Annotated in this window: 29 protein-coding genes; all 29 read left to right on the top strand. The window is 43.6% G+C overall.

Translation table 11 applies throughout. The features are described from left to right. Positions 1-319: hypothetical protein (locus tag JCM10519_RS32840; protein ID WP_347845094.1), on the top strand; the 319-nt coding region annotated here is incomplete at its 5' end. Positions 320-550: 231 nt separating this feature from the next. Next, on the top strand, positions 551-1324 hold the full coding sequence (locus JCM10519_RS21710) for an AAA family ATPase (RefSeq protein WP_347845093.1): 774 nt from the start codon (positions 551-553) through the stop codon (positions 1322-1324). A 177-nt stretch (positions 1325-1501) separates the two neighbouring features. Beyond that, a complete protein-coding gene (locus JCM10519_RS21705) occupies positions 1502-1681 on the top strand; it encodes a hypothetical protein (RefSeq protein ID WP_347845092.1) in 180 nt (59 codons plus the stop codon). Between the two features lie 264 nt (positions 1682-1945). After that, positions 1946-2362 carry a hypothetical protein gene (locus JCM10519_RS21700; RefSeq protein ID WP_054741787.1) on the top strand — a complete coding sequence of 139 codons (417 nt, stop codon included), beginning with the start codon at positions 1946-1948 and terminating at the stop codon, positions 2360-2362. Positions 2363-2882: 520 nt separating this feature from the next. Beyond that, positions 2883-3410 carry a terminase small subunit gene (locus JCM10519_RS21695; protein ID WP_054741797.1) on the top strand — a complete coding sequence of 176 codons (528 nt, stop codon included), beginning with the start codon at positions 2883-2885 and terminating at the stop codon, positions 3408-3410. Continuing rightward, the gene (locus JCM10519_RS21690) at positions 3410-4804 is read left to right on the top strand and encodes a terminase (protein ID WP_054741783.1); all 1395 of its coding nucleotides are present in this window, start codon (positions 3410-3412) and stop codon (positions 4802-4804) included. Before JCM10519_RS21695 ends, JCM10519_RS21690 begins: the two co-directional genes overlap by 1 nt. Before the next feature lie 252 nt (positions 4805-5056). Continuing rightward, the gene (locus JCM10519_RS21685) at positions 5057-6322 is read left to right on the top strand and encodes a capsid protein (protein ID WP_347845091.1); all 1266 of its coding nucleotides are present in this window, start codon (positions 5057-5059) and stop codon (positions 6320-6322) included. Beyond that, complete coding sequence (locus tag JCM10519_RS21680) at positions 6294-6683, top strand: hypothetical protein (RefSeq protein ID WP_054741781.1); 390 nt, start codon at positions 6294-6296, stop codon at positions 6681-6683. The genes JCM10519_RS21685 and JCM10519_RS21680 overlap by 29 nt, the downstream gene beginning before the upstream one ends. A gap of 75 nt (positions 6684-6758) precedes the next feature. Beyond that, entirely contained in the window at positions 6759-7892 is a 1134-nt protein-coding gene (locus JCM10519_RS21675) for a phage minor capsid protein (protein WP_054741779.1), read from the top strand. Further along, entirely contained in the window at positions 7889-8128 is a 240-nt protein-coding gene (locus tag JCM10519_RS21670) for a hypothetical protein (RefSeq protein WP_054741777.1), read from the top strand. Before JCM10519_RS21675 ends, JCM10519_RS21670 begins: the two co-directional genes overlap by 4 nt. Positions 8129-8305: 177 nt before the next feature. Further along, the gene (locus tag JCM10519_RS21665) at positions 8306-8911 is read left to right on the top strand and encodes a phage scaffolding protein (RefSeq protein ID WP_054741776.1); all 606 of its coding nucleotides are present in this window, start codon (positions 8306-8308) and stop codon (positions 8909-8911) included. Positions 8912-8933: 22 nt separating this feature from the next. Next, on the top strand, positions 8934-9893 hold the full coding sequence (locus JCM10519_RS21660; RefSeq protein WP_054741775.1) for a major capsid protein: 960 nt from the start codon (positions 8934-8936) through the stop codon (positions 9891-9893). Between the two features lie 11 nt (positions 9894-9904). Continuing rightward, positions 9905-10141 carry a hypothetical protein gene (locus JCM10519_RS21655; RefSeq protein ID WP_054741773.1) on the top strand — a complete coding sequence of 79 codons (237 nt, stop codon included), beginning with the start codon at positions 9905-9907 and terminating at the stop codon, positions 10139-10141. Positions 10142-10201: 60 nt separating this feature from the next. Next, positions 10202-10468 carry a hypothetical protein gene (locus JCM10519_RS21650; RefSeq protein ID WP_347845090.1) on the top strand — a complete coding sequence of 89 codons (267 nt, stop codon included), beginning with the start codon at positions 10202-10204 and terminating at the stop codon, positions 10466-10468. A 63-nt stretch (positions 10469-10531) separates the two neighbouring features. After that, positions 10532-10873 (top strand): hypothetical protein, encoded by a 342-nt coding sequence (locus JCM10519_RS21645; protein WP_054741771.1) that lies wholly within the window; start codon positions 10532-10534, stop codon positions 10871-10873. Then, the gene (locus tag JCM10519_RS21640; RefSeq protein WP_054741770.1) at positions 10873-11250 is read left to right on the top strand and encodes a minor capsid protein; all 378 of its coding nucleotides are present in this window, start codon (positions 10873-10875) and stop codon (positions 11248-11250) included. Before JCM10519_RS21645 ends, JCM10519_RS21640 begins: the two co-directional genes overlap by 1 nt. Before the next feature lie 181 nt (positions 11251-11431). Further along, on the top strand, positions 11432-11638 hold the full coding sequence (locus tag JCM10519_RS32835) for a minor capsid protein (RefSeq protein WP_347845098.1): 207 nt from the start codon (positions 11432-11434) through the stop codon (positions 11636-11638). A 4-nt stretch (positions 11639-11642) separates the two neighbouring features. Continuing rightward, on the top strand, positions 11643-12104 hold the full coding sequence (locus tag JCM10519_RS21635) for a hypothetical protein (RefSeq protein ID WP_054741768.1): 462 nt from the start codon (positions 11643-11645) through the stop codon (positions 12102-12104). A 13-nt stretch (positions 12105-12117) separates the two neighbouring features. Further along, complete coding sequence (locus JCM10519_RS21630; protein ID WP_054741766.1) at positions 12118-12465, top strand: hypothetical protein; 348 nt, start codon at positions 12118-12120, stop codon at positions 12463-12465. Then, positions 12422-12793, top strand: a complete 372-nt coding sequence (locus JCM10519_RS21625; protein ID WP_054741764.1) for a Gp15 family bacteriophage protein — start codon at positions 12422-12424, stop codon at positions 12791-12793. Before JCM10519_RS21630 ends, JCM10519_RS21625 begins: the two co-directional genes overlap by 44 nt. Positions 12794-12971: 178 nt before the next feature. After that, complete coding sequence (locus JCM10519_RS21620; protein WP_054741762.1) at positions 12972-13391, top strand: hypothetical protein; 420 nt, start codon at positions 12972-12974, stop codon at positions 13389-13391. Positions 13392-13498: 107 nt separating this feature from the next. Further along, the gene (locus tag JCM10519_RS21615; protein WP_054741761.1) at positions 13499-16969 is read left to right on the top strand and encodes a hypothetical protein; all 3471 of its coding nucleotides are present in this window, start codon (positions 13499-13501) and stop codon (positions 16967-16969) included. Between the two features lie 14 nt (positions 16970-16983). Beyond that, positions 16984-17361 (top strand): hypothetical protein, encoded by a 378-nt coding sequence (locus tag JCM10519_RS21610; protein ID WP_054741759.1) that lies wholly within the window; start codon positions 16984-16986, stop codon positions 17359-17361. Next, the gene (locus JCM10519_RS32830; RefSeq protein ID WP_347845089.1) at positions 17361-18005 is read left to right on the top strand and encodes a hypothetical protein; all 645 of its coding nucleotides are present in this window, start codon (positions 17361-17363) and stop codon (positions 18003-18005) included. The genes JCM10519_RS21610 and JCM10519_RS32830 overlap by 1 nt, the downstream gene beginning before the upstream one ends. Then, positions 17972-18454 (top strand): hypothetical protein, encoded by a 483-nt coding sequence (locus JCM10519_RS32825; RefSeq protein ID WP_347845088.1) that lies wholly within the window; start codon positions 17972-17974, stop codon positions 18452-18454. The genes JCM10519_RS32830 and JCM10519_RS32825 overlap by 34 nt, the downstream gene beginning before the upstream one ends. A gap of 20 nt (positions 18455-18474) precedes the next feature. After that, a complete protein-coding gene (locus tag JCM10519_RS32820; RefSeq protein ID WP_347845087.1) occupies positions 18475-19194 on the top strand; it encodes a hypothetical protein in 720 nt (239 codons plus the stop codon). After that, a complete protein-coding gene (locus JCM10519_RS32815; RefSeq protein WP_347845086.1) occupies positions 19185-19601 on the top strand; it encodes a hypothetical protein in 417 nt (138 codons plus the stop codon). Before JCM10519_RS32820 ends, JCM10519_RS32815 begins: the two co-directional genes overlap by 10 nt. Further along, a complete protein-coding gene (locus tag JCM10519_RS21600; RefSeq protein WP_054741757.1) occupies positions 19579-19977 on the top strand; it encodes a hypothetical protein in 399 nt (132 codons plus the stop codon). The genes JCM10519_RS32815 and JCM10519_RS21600 overlap by 23 nt, the downstream gene beginning before the upstream one ends. After that, positions 19978-20427, top strand: coding sequence for a hypothetical protein (locus tag JCM10519_RS21595; RefSeq protein WP_054741754.1), 450 nt, complete (start codon positions 19978-19980; stop codon positions 20425-20427). Positions 20428-20430: the final 3 nt, after the last annotated feature.

Below are 20430 nucleotides of genomic sequence, written 5' to 3'. Positions count from 1 at the left end.
AAAGCTTGCTAACGAAAGCGGCAACGGGCTTTTATTTGCAAATGTTTCTGAACTTAAAATTAAGCAATTAATCAATCTGTTTGGAAATTTAACTCACAATGATAATTCAATGCAGATTGTATTTCCTGTATCTTACAATGAGCCAAATCGATTAACTGCTGCTGTAAATATGTATTATAGTAACGCAACTGGCAACATTTTATATCACTTTTTAAACAATAGCGGACTTTATTCAGGCTGTATGGCTACGTGGTTCTTGAATACACAAAATAGTGACATCCCTACGGCTGCCAGGTGTAACAGTTTGGCAGCTGATTAGCCCGGTTTATACTCTCCCAAGACATTTTCCGGGTATTTAAAGCATCTGGCTTATAGCTAGGGGCCTTTTTATGTTGAAAAAAAGTAATAATATGATATAAAATGAAAGAAAACATTTGGGGGATACTATTATGCAGGGAAAAGTTGTTTCATTAATAAACATGAAAGGCGGAGTTGGAAAAACCACTCTTAGTTTAGGTATAGCAGATTTTCTAGCAAGCAAGGACATTCCATGCTTCTTATAGATGCAGATCCACAGTTTAACAGTACGCAAGCAATGCTTGATACTTATAAAAGAAATGGTTATGAAGATGCACTTGAAAGTGAAGCTAATTTTTACAGTGAAGAAGTGCTGAGTAATAATAAAACAATATATAGGCTTTTTATGCCTCAAATCGATATGAGGCAAGGTTATTCAACTCCCAAAGCAGAGGATTTAGTGATAAATTTGAGTCAAAATCTTGATTTACTGTGTGGTGATCTAAATTTAGTATTAGTTAATAAGGTTAGTGACCATACTTTTGTTCGCAGGATTTGTAATTTTATAGAAGAAAATAAGTTGAGAGATAAATACGAGTTTATTATTATCGATTGTCCTCCAACGTTGACTATTTACACTGACAGCGCTTTAATGGCTTCAGATTATTACTTGATACCAAATAGAATCGACAGATACTCAATTGTTGGAATTGACTCACTGCAAAAAGCAGTTAATAATTTGATCCGTGAAGAAAGGATCAGCTTAAAATGCTTAGGACTTGTTTACACCATGGTAAGTAAGGAACTATCACCTAAGCAACTTAAAATTAAAAATAGTTTTGAAAGTAAGCGCGCAGTTAACGACATAGATATATTTTCTACTTCTATGGCAGTAGCCAATAACATACAATATGGTATGGGGGGGACTTTGCCGACTAAATATAAAAGTCCTAGAGAAGATATTGAAGCTATCTGTTCAGAGTTTTTGCAGAGAATAGACATAAACGAGAAAAAGATGGAGGGGTAATTATGTATAAAGATCTGGTGCTATACCGGAATGAACTGAAAAATAGCATAGTACCCAAGTATAAAACGATAGGTATAGTAGCTGAACTATTAATGTCTAAGGAATTATTTGCAAAAAAACTCCGAGATAGAAAAATTTTTGGCTGATATATTTATGGTTAGATACAAAGGATATGTTATGAAATCTAGAACTTTAATGGTTGCCCGTTGCTGTAAAATCATTTCTCGAAGTGAAGATAAGGATTACAATGCCTATAAGAAAAGATTATTTAATTTTATAAATAAAGAGATTGAGTTGGAAAAAGAAGAGAAGAGAATCAAAGTTGAAAAGAACCAATTTGATGGATGGATTAAATAATTATGAAAGACGATATGACATATTACGAAATTGATCAAATTAAATTAAGTATTAACCAGTTCATTTTAACATTACAAGGTTTTGCAGAAGAAAACAAGATTATTATAAATCAGTCTGATAAAGACTTTTTTTCAGTAATTTCAAAGCACATTATTTTTTTATAAGTATATGTGCCAAAATAATGATATCGGAAGGTTTTATAAAGTTTTAGTTTCTGATTGTTACTATTATGTCATTAGCATTATCAAGGGTGAATATCGCTATATGTATGTCAACGAACGCTCTATTATTGAAAATTATCTTAGGTTAATAACTAATAAAACAGTTGAGCAAGACCACGTAACTGAAAAGATATTTCAAGAAATAAAATCTAAAGCATTTAACTTCAGTGGGTTTGATCTTTCTTTAATTAGAAATGAGTATGTTACAGCATGTGGGTACATACATGGCAGTAAAGTACTGGATAATGACTTGTCATATACTTTTAATGCATGTATTAAGAGTGAAAGAGAATTTAAGGATAAGAATAAGTATTACATAAGGATGCAAAAGGTATTGAAAATGTTAGATCATATGTTGATTTCTAATTATAAAGAAGATGTAAGTGGAGCTTTTCATAGGAGAAAAACCCTTTTGGAATACCTATTAGGGAAAAATAGCGTAGACATATTATTTAAATAAAGGGAGGCACCTGACGCCTCCCTTTCCTTAAAAAAACACCTGTCGAAATTTGGTCGATGGGTGTTTTCTTTTGGGAAAATTTGGTGTATGATGGGGAAAAGGAAGGGGGAAAAGTTATGGCAGATTATCGTGAAGTAAAATGTCCGTGGTGTCCTAAGAAATTAGTCTCACGTTACAGAGCAGATCTTAGCAAGCATAAGACTCATGGCTATTGCCAACATTGTCATAATGAATACACAGTAATTTATGGTGATGGAGAAGTAAGAGCAGTTAAAGGTTACGCGTAACATCTTAAGAGGTGACCACTCCGCCTCTTTTCTTTTTGGCAATTTTGGTGTATAATGGAAGAAAAGCAAAAAGGGGAAAACGTATGTATGTTATAGGTTTTCTTTGTTACTTTGCGCCTATAGCGGCAATTATCATAATTTTAGCGATAATAAATAGGTAAAACTAAGAGGCGGTCACCCCCGTCTCTTTTTTAATGTAAAAAACAGCCAGATTGGAAGGTGAGGTGAGACTGATGGCATTAACAGCCAAACAGAAAATATTTGCAGATGAATACCTGATTGATCTTAATGCCACCAGGGCTTACAAGGTGGCGTATCCTAGGGTTAAGAAGGATGAAACAGCTAGAGCAAACAGTAGCCGAATGCTAACAAATGCTAACGTTGCCGTTTATGTTGAAAAGCGCATGAAAGACCGAGAAAAGCGTACTGAGATTACCCAGGACATGGTTTTAAAGGAATTAGCCAAGATCGGCTTTGCGGATGTCACAGACTTTGTGACGATTGTAAACCAAGGAAGCTATAATGCAGTGCAGGTGAAGTCCACAGCTGAAATGCCGGGAGATAAGATGGGAGCCATTGCCGGAATCAAAGAAGGGGCAAACGGTATTGAAATCAAGCTGAATGATAAAGGCAAGGCTCTGGAATTGATCGGGCGGCACCTGGGAATGTTTAAGGATAAGCTGGAGGTATCCGGTACCCTGGAGACTGAGAAGACCAAGCTTGATGATCTGATTAAGCAAATGCGTGGCGGTGGTGGATAATGAGTGATGAACGCCTTCTTTTGTCAGAGAAGTACAAAGCATTTCTTAAATGTGATGCTCCTGTGGAGTTTCTTGAAGGGACTACGGCTGCGGGTAAGACTACGGTAGGTCTGTTTAAGTTCATGCTTAAGGTAGCAGAAAGCCCCAAGAAGCTGCACATCATTGCGGCAAAGGATACCGGTACTGCTGAAAAGAATATCATTAATAAGGATCTTGGAATCATAGATGATTTTGGCGTTCTGGCTGAGTACAACGGAAACGGAACCAAAGATGATAAGATCCCCCACATTCTCTTCCATACTTCCGGTGGCGATAAGATCATCTATGTAATGGGCTATGGGGATAAGAAGAAATGGCAGAAGGCTCTGGGCGGTCAGTACGGCTGTCTGTACATTGACGAGATCAATACAGCCGATATTGAGTTTGTACGGGAATCTGCCATGCGTTGTGATTACCTGATGGGAACGCTTAACCCAGATGATCCGAACCTGCCAATCTACAAGGAGTATATTAACTGTTCCCGGCCACTTACTGATTGGAAATACGAAACGCCGAAAGAAATACTGGAAGAATTACGAGGGGAACCAAAGCCCGGCTGGGTGCATTGGTTCTTTTCTTTTACCCATAATTTGGGTCTATCCAAGGAGAAGCTGGAAAACATTATCCGGAATACGCCGAAAGGCACGAAGATATGGAAGAACAAGATTGAGGGCCTAAGAGGTAAGGCAACCGGCCTGATCTTTAGCAACTTTGACAGGAAAAAGCATGTGGTCAGTAAGGATCATGCAAAACAGTTTATCCGGAATCAGAACGACCGCCATCAGACAGAATGGTTTGTACACTTTTCTGCTGGTCTGGATACGTCCTATTCCCAGAAGTCGCCGGATACCATTTCCATGAGCTTTATCGGGATCACGAACCGGGGAAACTGCTATGTACTTGACGAGAAGGTTTATAACAACGCAGATCTGGGTGTACCTCTGGCCCCTACTGATACGGTCCGTAACTTTATCGACTTCCTTGATCGCAACCGTACTGATTGGGGATTTGCCAGAGATACCTTCATCGATTCTGCGGATCAGGCAACCATAACAGAGTTCTTAAAACACAAGCGTTTATATGGTTGCATCTACAATTTCAATGATGCCTGGAAGAAAGAACAGATCATTGATCGTATTACCAATCAGTTAAACTGGTTTGCAGATGCAGGAGCAAAGCCATGTTTCTACATCGTGGATACTTGCGCAAACTATATCCGGGAGCTTGAAGTATACAGCTGGTTAGAAGGTAAGGACAATACGCCGGAGGACAAAAACGATCACATGGTAAACAGCGTACAGTACGCATGGCTGCCATACGAAATCAAAATAGGAACAAGAAGGAGGAGTTCATAAATGGGTTGGTTTAAAGATATGTTTTTCAAATTGCTTAAGATCGAACCGGCCGGGGAACGGCAGGTGATCATTAAGGAGCCGCTTTCATTTCAGGGGAATGTTCTAAAAAAATAAGATTTGGTACCGGGGAGATCCGTCAGAGCTGGAACAGTCTTTAAGCAGACGGCATACTGCGACATATTCAAAGCAAGGTTTTGGGCTTCTGTTCCATTTCGGAAAGTAAGAAAGATCCATTCAGGTATCGTAGGTATTGTGGTGGATCGGTTTAAGGATATCATAACAGCGGATCTTAATGATATCAGCTTCGGTGAAAAAGGGGAATCGCAGACGCTTAAGAAATTATGGAACGAAATTGCAAAGGAAAACGACTTTGATGGCCTCCTAGGGGAAGCTGTTGCCGGGGCCCTATCGGCTGGGGACGGTGCCTTTAAGATAAGCCTGGATCCAGTTAGCCAGTATCCTGTCATAGAGTTTTATGAAGCGGACCGGGTAGAGTATAAATACCAGCGTGGCAGGTTGTCTGAGCTCATTTTTTCTACAGCATATCCCTATCCAAACAGCAAAACAAAGGAATACCGCCTTGAAGAGACCTATGGAAAAGGGTATGTGACCTACAAGCTCTTTGACGATGGAGGAGAGGAAGTCCCTCTTAAAGCACTCCCGGAGACAGGCGTTTATGAAGATACCGCTTTTGATGGAGACTACATAATGGGAATCCCCCTTATATTTTTTTCATCAAGCAAGTGGAAAGGACGTGGAAAAGCTCTCTTTGAAGGAAAGACAGACGACCTGGACGCTTTGGACGAAGTTATTAGCCAGTGGCTTGATGCAGTAAGAAAGGGGAGGGTAAACCGATATATCCCCGAGGATATGGTTCCAAGGGATCCGAACACCGGACAGCTGATTGAACCGAATGAATTTGACAATGATTACATAACGATCGGGGCAGTCAAGAAAGAGGGCTATAGCGATAAGATTGAGGTCTCCCAGCCCCAGATATCCTATGAAGCGTATTTAAACAGCTATTCAGCGTTTATGGACCTGGTGCTGCAGGGCATCATATCACCGGCTACTCTTGGCATTGATCTGAAAAAGACAGACAATGCGGATAGCCAAAGGGAAAAGGAGAAAATCACCATGCACACCAGAGGAACGCTGGTTAAGGTGCTTTGCAAGGTTATTCCAGAGCTGGTCAGCAGAGTTATGATGACTTATGACCAAATGCAGAAAAAATCTCCTGGAGAATATGAGGTTTCTATCAAATTTGGAGAGTACGCAGCTCCCGGGTTTGATTCCGTGGTAGAGACTGTCAGCAAGGCACGGACCAGCGGTGTTATGAGCATAGAAAAAGCCATAGATGAACTGTATGGTGATACCATGATGGAAGATAAAAAAGTGGAGGAGATTGAGCGAATCAAGGTTGAGCTTGGAATCATGAATACCGAGGAACCAAACGTAGCTGGTTACGATGGAATGGAGGGTGCAGCCAATGCGCCAGAAACAGGAATTACCGAGTGATAGCGCCTATAACCTTAGAAAAATTTTTGAGGAAATAGAGCATGATCTTATCAAAAATCTTAAGCGCAACCTGACACGCCACGAGAAGGAAGAAGAGAAGGAAGGATTCCGGTGGGAGATGTGGCAGAAAGCAAAACTTCGGAACCTTTTCAAATTCAGGAAGGAAAACCTGGATATCGTAAATAACCACAGCTCTGAGATCAAAGAAACTATTGACTGTACACTGCAAGGAAGCTTTGATAAGGCAAAAAAAGGCGTTGTATCGGCTGATCAGTACCGCAGGCAAGTCACTGAGACTACCGGTTTCGGTAGAAAAAAAAGAATTAGATATACCAGCGAAGCGGGAAGAAAGCTTTTTTGATATAAACGTAGATAAAGTAAATTCTATGCAAGAAACTGCCGAAGGAACGTTCCGGCAGAAGGGGGAGAAAAGACCTTGACCGGAAAAGATAACGATCAAAAGGCGGCTGATTTAAAAGCTCAGGTTATAAAAGATATGGAAAAGGCACAGGGAGCTGTTTGGAGATACATGGATGATATCTACAGGCAGACCATTTATAAGACCGGAATGTACATGTCTGCGGGTACCAAAACATTAGATCAGGCAATCGACATGGCCACAAAGGATTTCTTAAATGCCGGAGTTAATTGTATTGAGTATAAAACCGGCAGGCGGGTCAATATTGCCAGCTATGCGGAAATGGCTTTGCGTACCGCCTCCCAGCGGGCGACGTTTCTCGCTGAGGGAAAGTTAAGAGATCAATGGGGGATACACACCGTAGTTGTGTCAGCACATGCCAATACATGCTCTAAGTGTGCACCGTGGCAAGGAAAGGTTCTGGTCGATGATGTGTTCAGCCGCGGGACAGCTGAGGAGGCGAAAGAACTAGGAGTCCCCCTTTTGTCTGAAGCTATGAAAGCGGGACTGCTGCACCCGAATTGCCGCCATACCCTAACAACGTATTTTCAGGGCATAACGACACTCCCTACTGTACCAGACGAAGAAAAGGCCAAAGAGAGTTATACTGCTGAGCAGGAACAGCGTGCAATTGAGAGAAAAATCCGAAAGTGGAAGCGGATAGCAGCTGGATCAACGCAGAGAGATACAGCAAAATTTGCAAACGATAAATTAATAGAACTTCAAAAAGAGATGAAAGAACATCTAGAAGCTCACCCAGAATTGCGAAGAGCTCCTGATCGGGAAAAAACACGTGGATTAACAGAGGAAAGTCAGGGGAATGCTATTGAAAAAGATCATGGTTCTGGTATACTGAAAGCAGATAAAGTAGTTAGTGGCCATTCAGGAACCCCTAAAGCTGCAAATCCTGGATCTGTAATAGATCATATTGACAAGAACGGTAAAGTTGACGTCAGGACAATTTACGGGGATAAGGGGTTGAAAGACAAGGACATTCACACAACGAACCACAGAAACCCGAAGCAGCATCCGTATGGTGAAAATGGCGAGCACGCTCATGATTATGACTGGGATTCCGAACAGAATTTGCGTAATAAGACCACTCGTGAATTAACGGAAGTAGAGAGAAAGGAGAATGGTGATATCTTATGAAAAAAGATGATGTAAAACGAATAATTGCGGATTGTTGTAATGATATCGTGTTTTCATACAACAATGTGCCCTCAGGGATAACATCGGAGGTGGAGAATGGCATTCCAACTTTTCAGGCGTGGCATGGCGAAGACATAAAGGAATATGGCAATATCGATGATGTTATGAGTGATCCGTTTTACGGCGGGAAATCGCTTAATGAATTGGCAGAATGTATTGATATCGATGTTGTTTAATACCACTGATCTATTAACGGATTGGTGGTATTTTTATATTCTGAGTTGCGGCCATCGCAACAGATCGGAGGCAGTATGCACAGGATAAGAGAGGATCCGATATAATTCAAATATTTTTATTGATAAAGCGCGCGGGATATCCTGGGCGTTATTTTATTGCATAGAAAGGATGAGATCATGGAAAAAGAAGAATTTATCGCATTGGGAATTAGCGAGGAGCAGGCGGCCAAAGCAGCAGAGGCTTCAAAAAAGGAACTGGAATCTTATGTACCTAAAACAGATTATGACGCAGCCAATCAAGCAAAGGTTCAGCTGGAAAAGGATATCAAAGACCGGGATAAGCAGCTGGAGGACTTAAAGAAGAACAGCGGGGATAATGCGGAACTGCTAAAACAGATTGAAACTCTGCAGGTTGAGAATAAAGCGGCGATGGAGAAAAACGAGGCAGACATGAAGGAGCTGAAACTTTCAACTGCCATTAAACTGGCGCTTGGGGAATCTGCCCAGGACTCAGAGCTGGTAGCTGGCCTGTTTGATAAATCTAAGCTGATTCTTTCTGATGATGGGAAGATCACAGGTTTGGATGAGCAATTGAAATCCATCAAGGAATCCAAGCCGTTTCTGTTTAAGGAAACAAAGACCGAACTGGCAAAAAACACAGGCTTCCGTCCCCTTGGAGCTCCCGGTCAGCAGACCCAAGCAACAACAAAAACCGATGAAGGAAAGGTGGATATGAAAGCAGCCATTGAGGCAAAGCTTCAGGCACAGATGCCTTCCAAATAAATTTTAAGGAGATGAATGAATTATGGCTATTACGTTAGAAGAAGCAAGAAAAAATGTGCAGGACGACCTGCAGATCGGGGTGATTGATGAGTTTAGGAAATCCAACTGGATTCTGGATCATATCACTTTTGATGATGCCGTTTCCCCGACCGGAGGCGGAGCAACCCCTACTTATTCCTACACCAGACTGAAAACACAGCCTACAGCGCAGTTTCGTGAGATTAACAAGGAATATACGCCCCATGAGGTCACCAAGGAGCGTCATTCTGTAGACATTAAGGTATTTGGTGGTTCCTATCAGATTGACCGTGTTATTGCCAATATGGGTGGTATCGTATCTGAGGTAGAGCTTCAGCAGTCCCAGAAGATCAAGGCAGCACAGGCGTTATTTAATGATACCTTTATCAATGGTGACAGCGCAGTGGACAGTAATGCTTTTGATGGTTTGGAAAAAGCTCTTGCTGGAAGTTCCACGGAGTATAATGCTGGAGAATCAATCATTGATTTATCCACGTCCCAGCTGGTAACGGATAATTTCCAGCACTTCCTGGATATGCTCGATGAATTCCTTCGTGGCCTTGATGGTGAACCGTCTTTCATCGCCGGTAACACCAAACTGATCTCTAAACTGAGAGCATGTGCAAGGCGTGCGTCTATGTATCAGGTGACTAAGAGTGACTGGGGAACCAATGTAGAGGCTTATGGAAATATTCCCTTTGTGGACCTGGGGGCAAAGCCGGGAACTAATAATGAGGTGGTAGGCATTGATACAGCCAAAGGAACCACTTCCCTTTTTGCGGCAAGGCTGGCACTAGACGGACTCCATGGGGTTTCCTTTGCTGGAGTGGCGCCGGTGCAGACCTGGCTCCCTGACTTTACCACATCAGGAGCAGTAAAGACCGGTGAGGTGGAAATGAATGCGGCAATCGCTTTAAAGGCTTCAAAGGCAGCCGGTGCATTCCGCAATATTAAAGTAAAATAAGGAGGTTCTTTATGAAAGTATATGCTCCAAACAAGCAGTACACTGGTATTTCCGCCAGTGTATCTTTTTGCAACGGTGTGGGAGAGACAGACGATCCCCGTCTGATTAATTGGTTCCTTGGTCATGGTTATGAGATGGAGACTCAGACAGTAAACCCAGAAGAGACTCCAGAAGAGATTCCGGCTGATGGTGCCGAAAAGGATTCACCAAAGAAAGGGAAAACTGCAAACCAGAAAGCGGGTGAGTAATATGGCTTACGTCCCCTATGTCACACCAGATTATTACAAAGGAACCTATAAAGCAGCACAGTGTCGGAGGAAGAACTGGAAAGGCACCTTCGACAAGCCAGCCGTCACATTGATTCCCTGACCTACAATCGTATTGTGGGCCGGGGATTTTCCAATTTGACCGAGTTTCAGAAGGAAGTCATTCAGGAAGTGATCTGCCAGCAGGCCGATTTTGAGTATGAGAATGCGGATGAGATTGGCACGATCTATCCAGTTACAGCCTTAATGGTGCGTCGGTTCAGTTTGGGAGCTCCTGGAATGTATTTACAGATAAAGGCGTGGCCATGAAGCGAGATGTATATGCTCAACTCTCCCAGACGGGCTTGTGCTGCCGGTTAGCGAGGTGAGCCTATGAAATATCCATGTTTGGTGCCGAAACGGCTGTGTAAGACAGATATTACGTTAGTCCTATATGAAGAAGGGCTATCTGAATCAGGCGGCCCTTTGGTGGCGGCAGATCTCCCGGACTTAAAATGCAACTACCAGGATTCCGCTAAAATGATTATGGATACTGATCAGAAATTAGTGCAGATATCAGGAATTGCTATGTATCCTGGTGATATCTGTCCCGATCTACCCGTAATTAGCGGGGGAGAAGCTACGATCTTTGGGAAAGAGAGAACTATCATGCAGGCCCTTAAAGTTAGGAACCCGGACGGGACAGTTAATTACACGGAATTGAGGTTGATCTAATGAAGGTGAATGTCACGGTCAAACTGGATTCGGGGAAGCTGAAAGAGATCCAGGAGGCGATTGAGCCATCGATTCAACAGGCGGTTGCTGCTGTAAAATCTGACATTGTAAGCAGTCAGGTGGTCCCGAAGGAGACTGGTGAGCTGGAACGCAGCTCCTTCATGAAAAAGAAGTCCAGGTCCAAGTATCAAATTGTTTATGATACTCCTTATGCAAGACGGCTTTACTGGCATCCGGAGTATAACTTTCGGACTGACAAAAACCAGAATGCCGGGGGGCAGTGGCTTCAGGAGTATATCGATGGTGCCAAGAAAGACTTCTTTAAAAATGCCTTTAAGGCCCGGCTGAAAGCAAATGCGAAAGGGTTGATAACATGACACTAACAGATGTAAAGAATTTTTTTAAAATCAAAAATAGAGTGTCCCTGTTGGTACATTGGAAAAATTAATGGAAACGACAAGCAGTGTATCGGTATATACCCCACACAGGGACCTGACCGCCCTATTCCAATAGGTGGCTTAAAAAAATAAATCCTATGATACAAAGGCGGTATCCGTCCTGGTCCATTGGGGAGTAGATGCGGTTTGTGCGGAGGCAAAAGCACAAGAACTGTACGATCTTCTATATGGAAAATGCGGGATTGTAGGTGATAATGAGGTGTTCTTATTTGATATGCGAACAGACTCCCCTGTGAGTGTCGGGACAGATAGTAAGGGCATCTATGAACATGTAATTAATTTTGTGATTTATTATAAGAAAGGATGATAATATGCCAGAATTAGGAGTATTTCCGGTTTACGGGTTGGTGTTTAAAATTGGCGTAAAAGGGAAGGCCAGTACAGAAAGCGATATGAAAGAGATTGCTGACATGGAAAGTTTTGAGATCAGCATTGATGGTGGTGTCCAGGATTGGACTCCCATGACAACAAAAGGATGGGCAAGATCTCTGATGACCTCCAAAAAATTTAAGGTCAGTTTAAAGGGGAAACGGAACATCGGGGACCCAGGAAATGATTATGTAGCAAGCGTAGCGTGGAAAGATGGGCTGGATTGTGGCACAAAGGCATCCATTGAATTTCCAGATGGTGCAACCCTTGCATACGATTGCGTATTAGACGTGAAATCAGTCTACGGCGGTGATTCCACCAGCGTAGCGCCGTTAGAATTTGACATGGTTGGAGATGGCCGCCCGGTTTATACGCCTGGGAACGGCACTGAGGCAGGAGAATAAGGAGGAGATAGATATGGCAAGAGCTTATGACATTGTTGCAAGATTGCAGAGCGGCAAGGAACGGCCTACGGTCAAGATTGACGCAGACCACGAGTATAAAATAAATACAAGCAAAAGTGCAGTACTTTTTATCAGGGCGGTAACTGAGGATCCGGAGAAGGATGAATTTGACAAGATCGATTCTATTATCAAGATCACTCTGGGGGAAGAAGCCTTCGAATACATTATGTCTCAGGACCCCACAATGGATAATCTGAGCCTTATTGTCAATGTTATCATGGCTGCGATTGCCAATGAGGACTTAGAAAAAGTGGAGGCTGAAGCCGGGGAGGAAAGACAGGCAGGGAAGAAAAGAAACTAGTTCCTGGTATGATATCTTCGAAGACTGGGAGCTGATAGAATCCTCCTTTGCCATGCAGTACAATATTCGCCTTGTCGAAGCAGAGGACATGGACTGGAAAGAGTTCTGCACCTTATTGTCTGGGATCATGCCAAAGACCCCGTTAGGACAGATCGTAAGTATCCGTAGCGAAGAGGATAAGGACATGCTGAAACAGTTTACAAAAGCACAGCATGAGATCAGGAACAGCTGGAGAAGCCGCCATAATCCTACAGAGGGTATGACGGAAGTAGAAAAAGCAAAAGCAGTGAAAGAAATACAGGAATTATTTGAGCGGGCGTTCGGATAGAATGCCCGTATTTCTATGAAAGGCAGGTGAGATGATGAGCGATAGCGTGGGAAGAATCGGGCTAGATTTAGAGGTGCAGTCCGATATTGGGAGGCAAATATCAGACGCCGCCAGAAGATTGGCACTGGACTGAAGGGAAGTCTTGAAAAAGCGACGGTAGGCATTAATACTGAAAAAAATGTTTCAGGACATGGACAATCAGGTAAAGGGAACGATGCAGAACGTTGCCAGCACAATTAATGCAGCATTGGATAAGTGTTTTGGGAAAGCCGGGGCCGAGATTGATAATTTAGGTGAACGTTTAGGCGCTGCTATTGAAAAGGCGCTTTCCCGGTTTACTGACGTTAATGCTGCCCCCGGTGCCGCAGACAACGCAGCTTTATCTGGTAAGAATGTCAGCCCTGCAAAGCCAAGAGGGCCGCCTATAAAAATGCCTACAATCAAGGTAGATGCCACTACTGAGATTCTTCAAAAACAGGCAGACCAGACAGAAGCGGTTATCAATAATTTAGGTAAGCAGATCGATGTTCTGGAGGAGAAGCTTGCAGGCTTAAAGGAATCACATGAACGCACCTTTAATGAATCTAAAAAAAATTAAAAATCCAAGAGCAGATTGTCAAAACAGAAGGAAGTATCATTAATCTGCAGGGGAAAGTTGAGAATCTGGGCGTACAGTGGGATTCGATAAACGGGAAAATCGATGAAATGGCAACTAAAGCAGCTGAGGCGGCTAAGGCCACTGCGGCTGCGGCTACCAAGGCTGCTAAAAGCCAGCAGGTAAGGAACTTCCAGGGATACAATGTGAAAGTACCACAGGTAAACATAGCCCCTAAAGTAAGCGGTTTGCAGAATATGTCCAGCGGTATTAATAATGCAAAAGCACAAACCGCTGCATCTGTAAACCAAATCAATCAGATGTTTGCCCTGATCGGAACTGGAAAAGCATTAAATGGGATTAATTTCTTGAAAAGAGGCTTTACGGACCTGTTTAAAATCCTTGGGGGCGGGATTACTGGAGTGGCAAGAAAATTAACAAGCACTCTTGGCAATCTATTCCGAACCGCGGGTAATGGTGGCATGAAGCTGCTGAAAGCTGCGGGGCATATTACTCTTTTCGGGAGGACTTTGAAAAAGAGTGGTAACGATGCTTCCAGTGCACAAAGCGGAATGCAGAAGATGCTAAAGACGTTGATGATCTATCGGCTGATTATACCTATGATAGTAAGTGCAATCCGTTCCATGGGTAAACATTTGATGGATTCCATGAAGGCCAATGATCAATTTAACAACTCTCTGAAACAGATTCGATCAAATCTGAACGTAGCATTTACCCCTATTCTGCAGGCAATCATGCCGGCCTTAAATACGCTCATGGCTGCGCTGGCACGTGTAACTGGCTATGTAGCAGCATTTGTAAGCCTATTGTTCGGTAGGACACTAGCAGGGAGCGTAGCGGCCACAAAGAGCCTTGTGGCGGCAAAATCAGCTATGGGGGCTTATGGAAACAGTGCGAAGAAAGCAGCAAAGGACGCACAGGGCGTAAGTACAGGGATTGATGAATTTAACATTCTGAAAGATGATAGCAGCGCTGACGATGGTGGCGGTGGCGGAGCAGGGGCACCAGAAATAACCACTCCTGATATTGATACAAGTCAGATGGATGCGATTGGCTCTGTTGCAGAAAAAGTAAAAAGCGTTCTAAATCAGTTATTCAAACCCTTAAAGGATTCCTGGGATCAAGAGGGTAAGAATGTAATTGACGCTGCTAATTATGCCTTTACAAATATCATTGGTTTGGCTAAGTCTATTGGATCCAGTTTTCTTGAAGTATGGACGAACGGAACCGGCGAGCAGTTTTGTGGTAACATCTTGCGTCTTGTATCGCTGATTCTTAATATTGTTGGAGACTTAGCTGGTGCATTTAAAAACGCTTGGGACGAAAACGGAAGAGGGGACGCTCTATTACAAAGTATTTTTGACCGGTTAAACTCCTGGCTGGCTCTGATCCTTGCGATAGGGGAATCGTTCCGCACCGTTTGGAATAATGGAACCGGGGAATCCGTGATTGCCCATATCCTCGAGATATTTACGAATATTAATGACACGATTACTAATATTCGGGATAATTTTCGGACAGCGTGGGAACTTGATGGAACCGGAACCGCAGTGATTCAGAACTTAATGGATCTGCTAGACGGGTTACTTGGTTCGATTGATAGAATTACCCAGTCTCTATCGGAATGGAGTAGGAATCTTGATTTCACCCCTCTTATCAAAGCGTTTGAGCACATTACCGCTGCTGTAAAGCCCCTAGGCGATAAATTAGGTTCAGGACTGGAATGGCTATTTAAAAATATACTGGAGCCGCTTGGAAAGTGGGCGCTTGAGCAGGCAATCCCTGCCGCTTTTGATGCAATCGCTGGAGCCCTTGATTTCCTAAACAGTATTTTGGATGTGTTGATGCCTTTGGGAGAATGGCTTTGGAATAACCTGTTAAAACCACTGGCCTCTTGGACCGGCGGAACCATCGTGGACATTATCAAAGGCATTACAGATGTATTTAAGGGTCTGAGTAACATATTTAAGGAAATCGCAAACGGCACTGACTGGGGGACCATTGGTCAGATGCTAATGGAAGGTTTAGTCAATGGCATTTCTTCCTTTGCTGATTGGGCATGGGGGAAAATTAAAGAGATCTTCTCTGGTATCATTGATGTGGTAAAGGGAATTTTTGGTATTCATTCACCCTCTACAGTATTTGCTGAAATAGGTGGATTTCTGGTTCAAGGTTTCCTAGGTGGATTTACAGAGATGTGGAATACCGTGACAAGCGTTATCAGCACACTTGTAGGACTATTAATAGACTTATTTTCGGGACTTGTGAATGGGATTATCCACTTGGTTTCCGCCTTGTGGGATACCTGCCTAAAGCCATTTACATCCTGGTTCACGGATACGATGTTACCAGTGATAAAAAATGCATTGGACGGGTTGATCGCTGCGTTTGGTGTATGGTGGTCGGGGATCAAGGAAACTTTGTCTTACGTTATTGATGCCCTTAAAGGGTTAATTGATTTCATTGTTGGAATTTTCACAGGGGACTGGGAAAAAGCCTGGAATGGAATTAAAGAGTTTTTCTCCGGCGTCTGGAACGCAATGAAAACGCTGGCTGAGACTCTGATGGATACTATAAAAATTGTGATAAGTACGGTCCTTGATGCAATAAAGGCCACCTGGGAATCCATCTGGGATGGTATAAAAACTTTTGTCTCCGATCTATGGGATAACATTAAGAATAAGGCGGATGAAAGCTTCTCTGCAATCAGGGATAAGCTGTCCGAAATTTGGGATAGCGTAAAGGCCACCATTGAAGAAAAATGGACTGCCATAAAGGACTGGTTCGGGGAAATCTGGCAGAAGATTAAGGACGTATTCAAACTGGATGAAATGCTGGAAATCGGCAAAGCGGTAATGAATAAATTCTGGGAAGGTATGCAGGAAATCTGGAGAAGCATTACCGGCTGGCTGAGTGGGATCGCGGCTGAAGTGGGAAAGACGTTCAATTCGGTCATTGATGGGGCAAAGAATCTATTTAATAAAACCAAGGATGATGCTGAAGAAAAAGAAGGAAAAAAAGATAAAAAAGGATCCTCCGGTCCAGGAAACAGTAAGGGGTATGTAAGTGGTGGTCCGGGAGATGTAAAAGGTCATGCAACCGGTGGTTTCCCCAAATCCGGTAGCCTGTTCGTAGCAAATGAAAACGGCAATCCTGAGATGGTAGGAAATTGGGGAGGCAAGGCTGCGGTTGCCAATAACATGCAGATCACGGAAGGCATCACCAGGGCGGTGCAGTATGGTATGAGGTCGGCAATTGCACCACTGGCTGCAAGCATGAGTTCCATCGCCAATAATTCAACACCACAGCTATCCCTGGTCGGCACCTCTGGACGAAGTACCGAAACGGCTGAGCTGGTCCAGGCTATGGCAAGTCAAGCAATGTCCGCGCCAACTGACAACATGTCAGATCATTACCTGTCCCTCATGGTAGATCTTCTCCAGAAGATAGTAGATCTGATTGAGGCCATGGATTTGACAGTAAATATTGATATTCGTGAGATCAAAAAGAAATTGGCCGATCTGGATAAGAGAAGTGGCTATACACTTAAAAAGGCATAAGGAGGCGGTACGCTATGGCAGTAATAACAATCAATGGCCGGGAGTTTCCGTCTCCCGACATTGGGGGGAACCTGGTGGTGGCAACAAATGTGAGTGATGGAAAAAACGCCAAGGGTGAATTTATAGGCCAGAGAGTAGGTAGGGATCAGTATAAGTTCGAAAATCTACAGTGGAAGTTTCTGGACGCTGCTACTTGGGCAGCTATGCTGCAGGAGTTTGATAAGTTTGTGGTAACGGCCCGGATCCCAGATATGGTACATAACCAAATGATGACAATCCGTATGTATCCGGGAAATCGGACAGCTACGCCTATCGAATTTGATAAAGACGGGCTTCCCACAAAGTATATGGATTGTAAAGTAAATATCGTCGATTGTGGGGTGATAGAGTAATGCAGTCAGCAAGTCAGCAATACAAAGACCTGATGCGCCGTGAGTTCAGGGATCCATTGTCACATATTCGTGTAACCATCGGTCTTATCAATCAGCAGGCCCAGGCCAGCGCCTATGTCCCAGACAAAGAGAATTACACCTATTTTTCCAGCTTTAAAATGCCCCTAGATAATTATGAGGTCAAGGAACTTTATGCTACCTGCGATCAAGACTATACAGCTGTGGACGGCAGCATGTATTTTCTTCCAAGAGAGAGGGCGGATGTGGTTCTTAACCAGGGGATCGTATCTGAGCAGTTATTGGGACCGATAGAGATCCGTTTTCCGGTTCAGTACGATATAAAGGGGCTTACCATAGAGTTTGGAAAGGCTTATCCGGTGGATTTTGTCATAGAATCTGATAACAATACCATGGAGATCACTGGAAATGCTGGCGGACATTTTGTCACGGAGGAGATCTTTAACGGCGCCACTTTCTTGCGCTTTACTCCATCAGCCATGGTAAACGGTCAGAGCCGGTTCCGAATCCACATGATAACTATGGGGATCGGTATTTACTTTGATAGCCGAAAGATACTATCTGCACTAAAAGGGAGCACATTAGCCCGATTATGGAGGAGCTGCCCGCCATTGATTTTAGTCTGACTGTTAATAATAAGAACCGGGCCTTTGATATTGAGAACGCGGAAAGTTCCGTGAACTTCCTGGAGATTGGTCAGGACATAACCGTCTTGTATGGTCAGGAGCTTGATGACGGATCCGTGGAGTGGCTTCCTGGTGCAACGGTGCAATTAAAGGAATGGTCAGCTGATGATGAACAAATGGAATTTTCAGCAACAGACCGGTTTGACGGTATGGACGGAACCTATTATAAGGGGCTGTACCGGCCCGAGGGGATAAGTCTGTACGATCTGACGGTTGATGTGTTTTCTGATGCCGGAGTGGACTTCCGGACTTACTGGATTGATCCTTATTTAAAATCTGTTAAGGTTGTAAATCCGATGCCGGTTGTCTCACACAAGGAAGCCCTGCAGCTGATTGCCAATGCTGGCCGGTGCATACTTTACCAGGACCGGGAAGGAACATCTTTTTAAAATCCAGCTTTATTCCGGATATGGAAGCCGGATCCAGCAATGAGACTTATTTTAGCAACGTTGGAGCTGTCCTGGATAAGACGGTTAAAAAGGCTTATGCTTTGACCACACAAAGCTATACAGATGTGGAGCCTACACGGTATTTTCTTCCCCGGAAGTCAGAGGGAGCAGCATATTTGAATACCGGGTACATATCGGAGGCGGTGGCAGGAAATGATGGGGCCTTTGCTATAAATCCATCGGTTGAAGTTACCCTGGAAGCCTCTTTCAAATGTTTTGGCCTAACGTTAGAGTTCGGGGAAAATAACCCTGCTGAGATGGTTTTCCATGCTTACCGGGACGACTCGCTGGTGGAGGACTACATAGTAACCGGCCTAACCGCAACAACAGTTATCAGCCATGAATTTGAAGAGTTTGACAGGCTGGTTCTGGAGTTCATCAAGGGCCGTCCCAATAACCGGGTAGTACTTAACAATATAACCTTTGGAGATAGCACGGATTATATCTTTGAGTATGGCCATGAACTGACCAGAACGCCCAAGGGGACGCAGCTTACAAAGGTAAGAGAGCTGCAGGTGATCCGGACGCTTTACAATCAAACAGACGAGGTGAAGGAACTGGCAAAAGAAACAATTGCCGTTACAGCCTCGGATAGCCGATATACCTTTTATTTTAGCAACCCTGTATATAACTTGTCCTGCACTTTGACAGAGCACAGGAAGGGCAAGAGGTGGCTATAGTGGAAAGCAGTAACTACTTTGCTATAGTGGAGATTGTAGGGGCTACCGGGGCTGTTGAAGTTTCTATATCCGGCCGGGAATACATCACAAGCCAAACCAGAGTAAGCCGGCAGTTAAATTCAACGGGGAGCCTGGAGACATGGGAGAATCCCCTGGTATCCGATATGGTCCACGCCGTAGATCTGGCCGACTGGATCGGTGATTATATGAAATCGGATAGGGAGTATGATCTGCAGTACCGTGGGGAGCCCAGGATCGATGCAAATGATATTGCATTCCTGGAAAATAAGTATGTCCCGGATCTGCTCCTCCGGGTGTACGAACATACTTTGAAATTCAATGGCGCCCTGTCAGGGACAATCAAGGCAAGGAGGGACATGAGCAATGTGGCAACAACCAAAAACTAATTGGAAAGAAACTGATTTCTTTAATATAGAAGACTACAACCGCATAAAGGGAAACTTAAATGAAATCCGGTCGCAGGCGCTGCTCCTCTGGCCGGATTTTGTATATGAAGAAATGGGGGCGGATAAGACCTATCAGGATTACGGTTTCTATGCAGATGAGATCAACCGGTTTGAGTCTAACGTGGAAAATATCCGCTCGGGGACCCACCCCTTTAAAACAGGATCCTGTCAGACTTTTTATGATAATCAGCCATTTATTGACTGGCGGGAGTTGAATCGAATTGAGGAGGCCTGCAGGCTGATCTACAGTAATATCCAAAGCCGGTACAATAGTAGAAAAACATTATCTTTTACATTGAATGGAGGTGCTTTTTAGATGGGGTTAAAGACAGATTATAAAGATGCCATGTATGATGGCCAGCGCCGGTACCGCTTAATCCCGAATGAAGACGGGACGTACAGTCTGCCGGATGAGACGACCTACACCCAAAAAGGAGATCGGTTTGGGGCTAATGATATAAATGCAACCAACAAAGCAATCAATCAGATCAACCATGTGACAGAGGTAACCTTGACCGTCACAGGCTGGGCCGGTAGCACTACCCCCTACACGCAAACGGTAGCTGTTCCTGGAGCTACAGAAGACTCAGAAGCAATAGTAGTAAGCGTCTTGGCAGATGGAGCCACAGAAGCCGCTCAAAAGGCGTATATCAAAGCCTATAGTATTGTGACAAGTGGTACGGCCTCATTGGGGGATGGGGCAGCTACATTTAAAGTCTACAAAAAGCCGGCTACAGATATTAAAATCGGCTTGAAAGGAGTGTAAGGC

This window comes from Clostridium sp. NkU-1 (assembly GCA_001312405.1).
The sequence above is the reverse complement of the archived record's forward strand: the minus strand, read 5'-3'. Positions and strand labels throughout refer to the sequence as shown.